Here is a 9493-nt window from a genome sequence, read left to right on the forward strand (position 1 = left end):
CTCGAACATCGGCATTTTCAACGCCGGGCAACAAGCACGGTCGGCCCGGCCGGGTCGAGGGCGGCGACGACGTCCGCGGTGCGATACCCGGCGTCGGCCGTCACCACGGGTGGGAAGACGGTCGCGCCGGCGCCGGTCAGGGTGTTCTCGGTGGCTGTCATCATCGGGCGCAGCTGGGCGTAGTCGTTCTCGTCGTTGACGACCTCGGCGGTCAGGCTGAGCTGGTCACGGGCTGCGTTGTTCTGCGCGTTGTAGCCCTGCAGGTAGCCGCCGTGGACGTTTTTCATGACGCGGCTTTCCGGGTCGGTCACGTTGACGCGGGATTTCGGGTCGCGCTCCGGCGGTTTCGGTTTCCGACCGCGGATCCCCTTCCCGGTCTGCTGGATTCTTTCGCCGCGTGCGCGTAGCGCGTCCTGGTGGGCGGCCTGCTCGGCGGTCCAGCCGTCGTCGAGGGTCTGCCGGGCCGCGGTGAGGCGCGCATGGCGGGTTGCCTTGCCATGCAGGGCTTTGGGTAGGCCACTGACCGGTGGCAGGGTGCCGGGCGGGCGTGGTGGGGACGGGGGCATGCCCGGCAGGGTGTCGTCGTCGAGGTCGGCGCGGTGGGACTCGGCGAGGACTTCGGCGACGATCCGCGCGAGTTCGGTCTCGATCTCGTCGGTGAGCGTGGAGAGTTCCTTCTCGATGCTCGCGAGGGTCCGGTTCGCGCGTAGTGACGCCGGGCAGCGCAGCTTGGTCCCGTCGATCGCGGTGAGGGTGAGGTCACCGAGGCCGGCGTTCAGGCAGATCCCGAGGACGGGCACGAACAGGTCGGCGAGCTCGGTTTCGAACCGGTCACGGAACCGGGCGGTCGTGACATGGTCGGGAACGGCGTTGCCGGTGAGGTAGCGGTAGGTGATGTCGGTCTGGCAGCGTTGTTCGATCTGGCGTGAGGAGCGTTCCCCGTCGCAGTAGGCATAGACGAGGAGGGTCGCCATCATCACCGGGTGGTAGGCTGCCCCGCCTTTGCCGTCAGCCCGGTAGGCATTCACGAACGCCGAGGTGTCCAGCGACTCGACAAGTTCGATCACGAAATTGGCGAAGTGGTCGGCGGGGAGCCACTCCCGCATATCCTGGGGAAGCAGGAAAGGCTGAGACCTCTGCACCGGACGGAAGTTCTGCGCCATGCCCGCTCCCCTTCGGCAGCCCCACTCACCGTTGACATTGCTATTGTCCCGCGACCAGGGAGAAAAAGGCCGAGCTGCGCGCCGGGTACCACTGGCGGACACATCCAGGAATATCCGCCAGGTGACAGACTCCCATCCCCGCGCCAAACAGCGCCCAGCTGAACGACCGACAGACAAACACGACACGTCGGGCGATTATCCAAGGACGGATGTCCCGGACGATACGGGGCAACTGCACCATACGGTTCGTGCAACACCCTCCAGACTGAACCGTTTAATCGGATGGTCCGAGCTGCTGCTTTCGCTCGGAGGGGTGTAGTCAAACGTGTAGCCGAGCCGGCGAACGTCCGCGGACGGCGGCCGACGCCGATGGAATCGGCGCCCAGGTCAGGCCGACTGCGCGAGCGAACCTGGACGCCGACAGACCGGTGCAGAATCTAAGGAAGCTTTGCGCGCGGCGCTGCTGCTGCCATTATTGAAAGCGCAGGGCACCGCCCCCGGTGCTGTGTGCCACCGGCAGCCAGGGTGGCAGCCAAGCTGGTCGATGACCAAGGACCTCGGCGAACGTCCACGAACAAGACCAGACCCGTGACCTACGCCGATGGATGTTAGCGGACATAGGTGAACAAAGTACACGAAAGCTCATAATCCGTCGGTCGTGGGTTCGAGTCCCACCCGCCCCACGAGCCGGCTTCGCCCGCTCGCTGCCCTTCGGGGGCAGCTTCGCCGGCGGCCGCGATTTTTTCCGGGGGGCCGGGGGCGACCCCGCGCCCCCGGCGGCGGGCGGCGGGCGTCGGACCCGGGCCCGCGGGATCTGTCTGGTCGGGGTGATTCCTGTTGAGGCGCGTTAGGTTCGCGAGTTTGTGCATGATTAGAGCGTGTCTCATATGGGGAGTTTCTTCCAACAGGTGAGCGCGGCAGCAAGGGAGAGAAAACCGAGGAAGTTGTGGCCGTTCCGTTCGTACCGGACCGTCAGTCGACGGTAGCCATCCAGCCACGCCAGCGTTCTCTCGATCTTCCATCGGTACCGGCCGAGGCGTTCACCGTCCTCGATCCCCCGCCTGGCGATACGGGGAACGACACCACGGTCACGCAGGAAACGGCGCAACTCCGGATAGTCGTAGCCCTTGTCCGCACGCACCTTCACCGGCAGCCGGCGGCGCGGACCCCGCCGCGACCGCACGGCGGGAATGCCGGTGACCAGCGGGACGAACCCCTGGCTGTCGTGCAGGTTCGCCGCGGAGACCCCCACGACCAGCGGCAGCCCGCCCCCGTCGGTCAGCACATGGATCTTCGAGCCGGGTTTGCCGCGGTCGACCGGGTTCGGCCCGGTCAAAGATCCCCTTTTTTCGCCCGCAGGCTGGCCGCGTCCACGATCGCCGACGACCAGTCCACATCCCCGGCCGCATCGTGGGCGTCGAGGACCGCCCGGTGCAGCCGGGGCCAGACTCCCGCCCGGGTCCACTGCTGGAAGCGCCTGTTGGCGGTGGGTACCGACACCCCGAACTCGCCCGGTAGATGCCGCCAGGCGCATCCCGCGGTCAGCACGTACACCACCGCGGTGAACACCGCCCGGTCCTCGACCGGGGCGGTCCCGCCTCCCTGCCGGCGGGTCTCGAACCGGGGCAGCAGCGGTTCGACCAGTTCCCACAACTCGTCCGGGACCAGACTCAGAGCGAGACCGCTCTCCATCACATCCATGATCAGCTATGTACCCGGAACGGCCACGTGAGACACGCTCTTAGCCGGAGCGGATTCCCCCGCGCTGAGGCTGGGGCGGGCGTGTCCCGCCAGTCACGTCGATGCGGGCAGGACTTCCCGCGCCTTCCCGCGATCGTCTTCGGCTGGACCTCTGGGCGATGGATGCCGCCGACAGCGACCGCATGCAGCCCCGACACATGTTCCGCTGACGGGATCCGGCCACGCTACCCGAGGTCGAGGTCCATGGCGACGGCCCGGACGGGTGCTCCGTCGGCCCCGGTGAGACGCAGCGGCAGCGCGGTCACGAAGGGGTCGAAGTCGACCGCCTCGATGTTGCACAGGTTCTCACCGATGATCCCGCCGTGGCGGGCGATGACGTGGTGCACCGGAAAGCCCTCCCCTGGATGATCGGCAGCGGGCGTCTCGTCGATGCTGGCGGCGTCCAGCAGGAACGTCCGCACCCCGAGATTGACCATTCGCGTTGCGGCGTCCTCGTCGAGGAACGGATGATCGAAGTATCTCGGCGTTCCGTAGTACGCAGACCAGCCGGTGTGCAGGATCGTGACGATTCCGGGGCCGATGCGGTCGGCGGATGCGGAGGCGGTGAGGTGGTCCCACGTGATCCGCTCCCGGGGCGCCAGCCCGGTCACATCCAGGATGACCCCGGGACCGGCCAGCAGGTGCAGGTCGAGCTCGTCGACGCGAGCACCGTTCGGTTCGACATGGTAGGGCGCGTCGACGTGCGTCCCGGTCTGTGATCCGAGATGCACGTCGAGCAGGTTGAAGCCGGCCGTCTCGATCGTGGCCGCCGGTCGGACCCGCGGGACGGGATCACCCGGGTAGACCTGGGTGCTCTCGTCCAGTGGCACCGACAGGTCGACGATCCGACGGATTCGCATGCTCGATCCTCTACTCCGCGCGAGCGGCTTGGCGTCGCCCCGCTCTGGGAGAGCGACTGGCCCGGGCACAGCGCTGCTGGGGCGTCGAGCCGGCGGACACCTTGGTGCTCCTGTCACGGATAGGTTGGGACTGCCTCGGGGCAGTGCGGTTCCGCGCGGCTGATGCACTCGACGAGATGCGGTCGCGAGGCCGGGCGCCGTCTCCTGACCACGGCTCGGCGAGGTCCCTGATCGGACGCCCGGCAGCACGGGATCGGGCACGGTCGAGCCAGGGGGTCAGGTTCGATCATGCGATTGGCAGACTATGATTCATGCTATCGGAAGACTAGATGGCATGCAATTGGTAGAGTAGTTGTGTGATCGACTATCGGCGTCGGATCATCGACAACACGCTGGACGAGCTTCAGCCGCATCTTCGTGCCTTGTCGATCCATGGGCCGAAGGGGGTCGGCAAGACCGCGACCGCGATGCGGCGCGCCGCATCGGTCATCGACCTCAGTCTTCCCGCTCAGCGTGAGATCGTGACAGCTGACCCGTCGATTCTGACCCGTCTGCCCGGGCCGGTGCTGGTGGATGAGTGGCAGCGCCTTCCCGAGATGTGGGACCACGTGCGCCATGCGGTCGACGCTGGCTCGCCGCCCGGTCACTTCATCGTCGCCGGTAGCTCTGCACCGCGAGGGGCGGTGGTCCACTCGGGCGCCGGGCGGATCGTACCGATGCGGATGCGTCCGTTGAGTATCGCGGAGCGGGGTATCGAGACGCCGACCATGAGCCTGGCCGCGCTCCTCGACGGGAATCGGGATGTCGGCGGGACTACCGCGCTCCGCCTGACGGACTACGTCGAGGAGATCACGGCGTCGGGCTTTCCCGCCATACGCAGTCTGCCCCCGCGCGTGCGTCGGGCGGAGTTGGACGCGTACCTGGACAACGTCGTACAACGGGAGTTCCCCGAACAGGGCTACCCGGTCCGCCGGCCGGCCGTGCTGCGTGCCTGGCTGGCCGCCTACGCCGCCGCGACCTCGACAACGATGGCCTATTCGAAGATCCTCGACGCGGCCACCGCTGGGCTGGCGAACAAGCCTGCCAAGGAGACGACGCTCGCTTATCGCGACGCTCTGTCCTCATTGTGGTTGCTCGATGCGATACCGCCGTGGATCCCCAGCCGGAACCACTTGGACCGGCTCGGCCAGTCCCCCAAGCACCATCTGGCCGACCCTGCTCTGGCCGCACGACTGCTCGGACTCGATGCCGCCGCACTGCTGCGAGCCGAGCAGGGCAGCACAGACCTGTCAGAGGGCACGATCCTCGGTGCACTGTTCGAGCACCTTGCCGCGCTCAGCATCCACACCTACGCCGAGGCCGCCGAGGCTCGTGTGGGACACCTACGCACCCGCAACAACGACCACGAAGTGGATCTCATAGTCCAGCATTCGGACGGCCGAGTAGTTGGGATCGAGGTCAAGCTGGCCGACCGGGTCGAGGATGCCGACGCCAAGCACCTCCAATGGCTTCGCGGCCGGATCGGAAAAGACCTGATCGATGCCGTCGTCATCTACGCAGGCGAGCATGCCTACCGCAGGCGTGACGGCGTTGCCGTCGTACCGTTGGCACTGTTTGGTCCATGATCACCACGGGCGGCCCCGAGGGGATGATCGAAGTGCTGGACACCGGCTTCAACCCCACCCTCATCCCCCGACCCCGACTACAGCGACCGCCCCGATGTGGAAGGTGGGCGCTTCAGCCGTCCGCCGGCCGGGCGCCGGTCCTCGGGCTCACCCGGAACTCCCGCGCCACCTCCGCCTGGCTCGCGCCCTGGGCGAACCGGTCGGCCGCAGCCAGCCGGACCTGCTCGCGTTGCACCTGCTCGGCGGGCGTCAACCCGCCACCCGTCGCGTACCTCGTACCAGCGGACTACCCGCCCTCACGGGTGGCCGTCACCAGGCTTATTGACCCCACACATTAAAGATCAGTACTACGGGGCGGATCGCATCACCGAGGGCGGTTTCGTCCTCTACAACCCGGCGAAGATGCGGGTCGAGCGTTACCGCTTCCGCGGAGCGCGGATCAGCACGCCTTACAACATCGACGAGGTTGATCCGGAAGGAGCACGTTTCCGCCAGACCAGTCACGACGATGTGGCCTTCGTCGGCCAGGTCAGTGAATACCTCGCTTGACCATCGGATCACGTGGAGAGCCGGATGCTCGGCCAACGGGCACGTCCGGTTCGGGGGGCGGGGACGGGAAAACCGACGCCTGAAAGGGCGCATGGCGTCCCGTCCCCGACCCAACACCTCAAGAAGGGCGTGCACACGGTCGGGGTGCGCCGCCAGTACACCGGCACCACCGGACGGATCGAGAACGCGCAGGTCGCGGTCTACCTGACCTACACCACCGACCGCGGGCATGCATGCATCGACCGCGCGCTCTACCTGCCAAAGATCTGGACCGGTGACCCGCACCGGTGCACGGCAGCCGGGGTCCCTGACGACGTCACGTTCGCGACGAAGCCGGCGCTGGCCCGGCGCATGCTCACCCAGGCCCTGGACGCCGGCGTGAGCGCCGGCTGGGTGACCGCCGACGAGGTCTACGGCAACGACCCGGCGCTACGCGCCGACCTGGCCCATCGCGGCATCGACTACGTGCTCGCCGTCGCGAAGGACCACCGGATCGTCACCGGCATCGGCGTCCGCAAGGCCGTCGAGCTCGCTGTCCGCCTTCCCACCAGCTCCTGGCAGTCCCGCTCCGCCGGTGCCGGTTCCAAAGGCCACCGTTTCTACGACTGGGCGCTGATCGACACCGTCGACGGCGATCTACCCGGACGGCACTGGCTGCTCATCCGCCGCAACCAGGCCACCGGCGAGTACGCCTTCTACCGCGCCCACGCATCCCACCCCGTCCCCCTGCCGGTGCTGGTGCGGGTCGCCGAGCGCAGGTGGACGGTGGAAGAAACGATCCAGACCTGCAAGGAACTCACCGCCCTGGATCAGCACCAGGTCCGCACCTGGACCTCCTGGCAGCGCTGGACCATCCTCGCGATGCTCGCCCACGCGTTCTTGACCGTCACCGTCACCGTCACCGCCGCCGACCAGCGTGACCAGCACAGCCACGACGACGCCGACCTGCTTCCCATGACCGTCGGCGAGATCCGGCGGCTGTTCGTCGCCCTCCTCACACGCCCCGCGGCGTCCTTCGACCACGTCCTGCGCTGGTCACGGTGGCGGCGCCGGCACCAGGCCAACGCCAAAGCCAAAGCCAGCCACTACCGACGCCATAACCACCAACCCAACTGATCACAAAACAGCGGCTGCCGTACTAGGCGACAGACGGGATAGCTGAGGACCCAGAGCGCGGTGCTTGCACCGCCAACGGGGTAAGATCTCGATTGAAATTAGGCGACGGAAAGCCAATGACGGGGAGAGATGGAACAAGAGCTCGAATCCTTTCTAGATGACGCCGCCAGCCGGCGACGCACGAACTTCGTTCAGATTTCAATCCGGGATTTACTTGGGAAGTGGGGGGCAAAACGCCGAGGGGTCGCCATTGTCGAAAAGATCAGTGGCGACCTCGACGAAAAAGGCCTAATAACCGATCCACCGTTTACGGATGGGTGGATCGACACAGAGGTTCGCCTTATACCGACTAATACGATCGAAACAGAAGATTCGACGGTAGGAAAGTCACAGGAAAAAGTGGCTGTTCAGCCCTTGGGCGAGCGTCAGCAAAATCTACGGGAAGTCGCTCTTCGGGTCCGAAGCCTTCGATCATCCAGCGGAAAGATTTGCTCCGTACCGCCAGACGCAGATATACAGACCGCGCAGTCCTTGATGATGCAAGGAGATTATTCACAACTTGCAGTCACTAGTGGAAAAAGGGATCTGCGGGGCGCTGTGAGCTTGGAGTCAATTGCCCAAGCACAGATGGTCCGCGATGTCAAGCATGCGACAGATGCATGCGTTCCTGCACAGGTTGTCGAACTGGATGACGATCTACTGGCATTAATCCCACGGATCATTGAGGCAGGTTTCGTCTTCGTCCGCGATCTCGACAAGTCAATTAGCGGTATCGTTACCACCGCCGATCTAAGTGCCGAGTTTGCAACTCTAGCAACTCCCTTCTTCCTTGTCGGAGAAATCGAAAGAAGGCTTCGCCGGGCCATTGATCTACATTTCTCCCCCGAAGAGCTAAAACTTATACGTAACGAGGCGGATGGAACTCGTACGGTGCAATCTGCGGACGACTTGACCGTAGGAGAATACGTCCGCCTACTAGGCAATCCAGCCAATTGGGAGCGTCTCTCTTGGAAGGCTGACAGGAAGATCTTTATTGAGACCCTGGAAGAGTTTCGAAACGTCAGAAATGAGATCATGCATTTTAGTCCAGACCCGATTGAAGAGGATCGGATAGACCGGCTTCGCTATCTGATTAGATGGCTAAGGCTGATTCAGTCGTGACTACTATTACCAAACCAGATCAGCAGAGCCTTCCCGCAGTGGATGAGCAGTGTTTCGACCGCTCTCCGCCATGTATCTACTGCGCAAGTGGCCGTTTGACGCCGGGGCAGCCCGAGTACGGTCCGATGAAAATCGAATGGCGGCGTGCACAGTCCGTGACCGTCGCTCGGGAGAGTGCCGTACTGCAGTCGTACTGCGACGGGGGCGGACGTCCGTGGACATTGGTGGACGTCGCCGAGCCCGTGACCTGGACCAACGAACGGCGGTGGACGTTCGTGGACAGTGCGCCGAGGGCTACGGATCAAGAGGTTGGCATGTCGGGTCTGTAGCCAAGTGTGTAGCCCAGCCGGCGGACATCAGCGGACGCCGACGTACAGACGCGGAGTCGGTGCCCAAGCCGTGCCGACTGTACGGACGAGCCCGGACACCGGCGGACGATCCGGACCGACTTTGCAAGGCAGGGGTTAGGGGTTCAAGTCCCCTCGTCTCCACAGGCACTTTGACCGATCGTCGATCTTCACGGGCTGTCGTCAGTCAGCGGATCGTCAGCAGGGTCGGTCAGGGCCGCCCGAAGCCGATCGTGGTAGTCCTTCGGCCGGTGGGTGTACCGGTTCAGAGTCGTACTCGCGTGCTCGTGTCCGAGCGCGGCTTGCGCGACGTTGACCAGCACCCTTTCGGAGAAACTGGCGCCGCGGTGGCGTACGAGTGCCGGACGTCGTGGAGTCGGATCACCGGTAGTCCCGCTGTCCTGGCGTGCTGCTGGAACCAGTCGGTGATCGTGTCCGGGTGGATCGGCCGTCCGGCCAGCAGAAGAGCAGATCGCTGTCGTAGCCGAACTCGGCGCGGTCGTCCTCCTACTGTTCGATGTACTCGGTGAGCGCCTGCAGGGTCACCGGGTCGAGCACCAGCGGCCGCGGTAGGCGTTGTCGGTCTTCTGCTCCCCGTCCTCGGCCCTGTTGTCGACGACGACCCGGGGCACGGTCGGCGGGATCGTGCCGTGGTCGAGATCGACGTCGCGACGTCGAAGCCCGGCGAGTGCGTCGCGCCGCAGCCCGTTGTTGAGCGCCATCCTCACCGACGGCGCCGACGATCCGATGCGGCATCTGGGTATCGACGTCGGCGACCTCGCCGGGCTTTCAGAGGCGGCGTTGGCCGCGGTGCTTGCGGACCTGCATCGCTGGGAGGAGCACGGGGACCCGCAGGGCCAGTTGCCGCGGTTCAAGCGTCACGACGACAAGTCGATCGCAGTGGTGACCTTCCGGTGACGAAGTCGTTGGAC

The 9493-nt window shown here is 65.4% G+C and carries 10 protein-coding genes; 5 read left to right on the plus strand and 5 right to left on the minus strand.

The features are described from left to right. Window positions 1-17 precede the first annotated feature (17 nt). The 3 genes from DD1DGNOD_RS05315 to DD1DGNOD_RS05325 all read right to left on the minus strand — a co-directional run bounded on the left by DD1DGNOD_RS05315 (window position 18) and on the right by DD1DGNOD_RS05325 (window position 3763). Window positions 18-1163, minus strand: a complete 1146-nt coding sequence (locus DD1DGNOD_RS05315; RefSeq protein ID WP_131765802.1) for a transposase — start codon at window positions 1161-1163, stop codon at window positions 18-20. A gap of 883 nt (window positions 1164-2046) precedes the next feature. Then, window positions 2047-2855 (minus strand): IS5 family transposase gene (locus DD1DGNOD_RS05320; RefSeq protein WP_131769581.1). Its coding sequence is split into 2 segments (ribosomal slippage): window positions 2047-2505 and window positions 2508-2855, totalling 807 coding nucleotides; the frame shifts between segments, so codons are not numbered across the junction. 233 nt (window positions 2856-3088) lie between these two features. Further along, a complete protein-coding gene (locus tag DD1DGNOD_RS05325) occupies window positions 3089-3763 on the minus strand; it encodes a cyclase family protein (RefSeq protein ID WP_131769582.1) in 675 nt (224 codons plus the stop codon). Window positions 3764-4119: 356 nt separating this feature from the next. Between DD1DGNOD_RS05325 and DD1DGNOD_RS05330 the strand changes: the two genes are divergently transcribed. Then, entirely contained in the window at window positions 4120-5388 is a 1269-nt protein-coding gene (locus DD1DGNOD_RS05330) for an ATP-binding protein (RefSeq protein ID WP_131765801.1), read from the plus strand. A gap of 112 nt (window positions 5389-5500) precedes the next feature. Here the strand turns inward: DD1DGNOD_RS05330 and DD1DGNOD_RS05335 are convergent, their stop codons facing one another. Next, window positions 5501-5641, minus strand: coding sequence for a helix-turn-helix domain-containing protein (locus tag DD1DGNOD_RS05335; protein ID WP_241251297.1), 141 nt, complete (start codon window positions 5639-5641; stop codon window positions 5501-5503). A gap of 68 nt (window positions 5642-5709) precedes the next feature. Between DD1DGNOD_RS05335 and DD1DGNOD_RS05340 the strand changes: the two genes are divergently transcribed. The 3 genes from DD1DGNOD_RS05340 (at window position 5710) to DD1DGNOD_RS05350 (ending at window position 8214) form a co-directional block, all read left to right on the plus strand. Continuing rightward, entirely contained in the window at window positions 5710-5937 is a 228-nt protein-coding gene (locus DD1DGNOD_RS05340) for a hypothetical protein (RefSeq protein WP_206442965.1), read from the plus strand. 24 nt (window positions 5938-5961) lie between these two features. Further along, a complete protein-coding gene (locus DD1DGNOD_RS05345; protein ID WP_131765800.1) occupies window positions 5962-7053 on the plus strand; it encodes an IS701 family transposase in 1092 nt (363 codons plus the stop codon). 129 nt (window positions 7054-7182) lie between these two features. After that, on the plus strand, window positions 7183-8214 hold the full coding sequence (locus tag DD1DGNOD_RS05350; protein ID WP_131765799.1) for a CBS domain-containing protein: 1032 nt from the start codon (window positions 7183-7185) through the stop codon (window positions 8212-8214). Between the two features lie 889 nt (window positions 8215-9103). On the opposite strand, the gene DD1DGNOD_RS05360 is transcribed toward DD1DGNOD_RS05350, so the two are convergent. Further along, window positions 9104-9283 carry a hypothetical protein gene (locus tag DD1DGNOD_RS05360; RefSeq protein WP_131765798.1) on the minus strand — a complete coding sequence of 60 codons (180 nt, stop codon included), beginning with the start codon at window positions 9281-9283 and terminating at the stop codon, window positions 9104-9106. On the opposite strand from DD1DGNOD_RS05360, the gene DD1DGNOD_RS05365 reads away from it, so the two are divergent. Continuing rightward, on the plus strand, window positions 9273-9479 hold the full coding sequence (locus tag DD1DGNOD_RS05365; RefSeq protein WP_131769583.1) for a hypothetical protein: 207 nt from the start codon (window positions 9273-9275) through the stop codon (window positions 9477-9479). The genes DD1DGNOD_RS05360 and DD1DGNOD_RS05365 overlap by 11 nt on opposite strands. Window positions 9480-9493: the final 14 nt, after the last annotated feature.

The sequence above is a fragment of the Candidatus Protofrankia californiensis genome, from assembly GCF_900634765.1.
In the GTDB taxonomy this organism is placed as follows: Bacteria; Actinomycetota; Actinomycetes; order Frankiales; family Frankiaceae; genus Protofrankia; species Protofrankia californiensis.

Bases quoted from the DNA above. Each gene is read 5' to 3' on its own strand.
- DD1DGNOD_RS05360 (WP_131765798.1), bottom strand. From the start codon at position 9,283: ATGGCGCTCAACAACGGGCTGCGGCGCGACGCACTCGCCGGGCTTCGA.
- DD1DGNOD_RS05325 (WP_131769582.1), bottom strand. From the start codon at position 3,763: ATGCGAATCCGTCGGATCGTCGACCTGTCGGTGCCACTGGACGAGAGC.
- DD1DGNOD_RS05315 (WP_131765802.1), bottom strand. From the start codon at position 1,163: ATGGCGCAGAACTTCCGTCCGGTGCAGAGGTCTCAGCCTTTCCTGCTT.
- DD1DGNOD_RS05350 (WP_131765799.1), top strand. From the start codon at position 7,183: ATGGAACAAGAGCTCGAATCCTTTCTAGATGACGCCGCCAGCCGGCGA.
- DD1DGNOD_RS05345 (WP_131765800.1), top strand. From the start codon at position 5,962: ATGCTCGGCCAACGGGCACGTCCGGTTCGGGGGGCGGGGACGGGAAAA.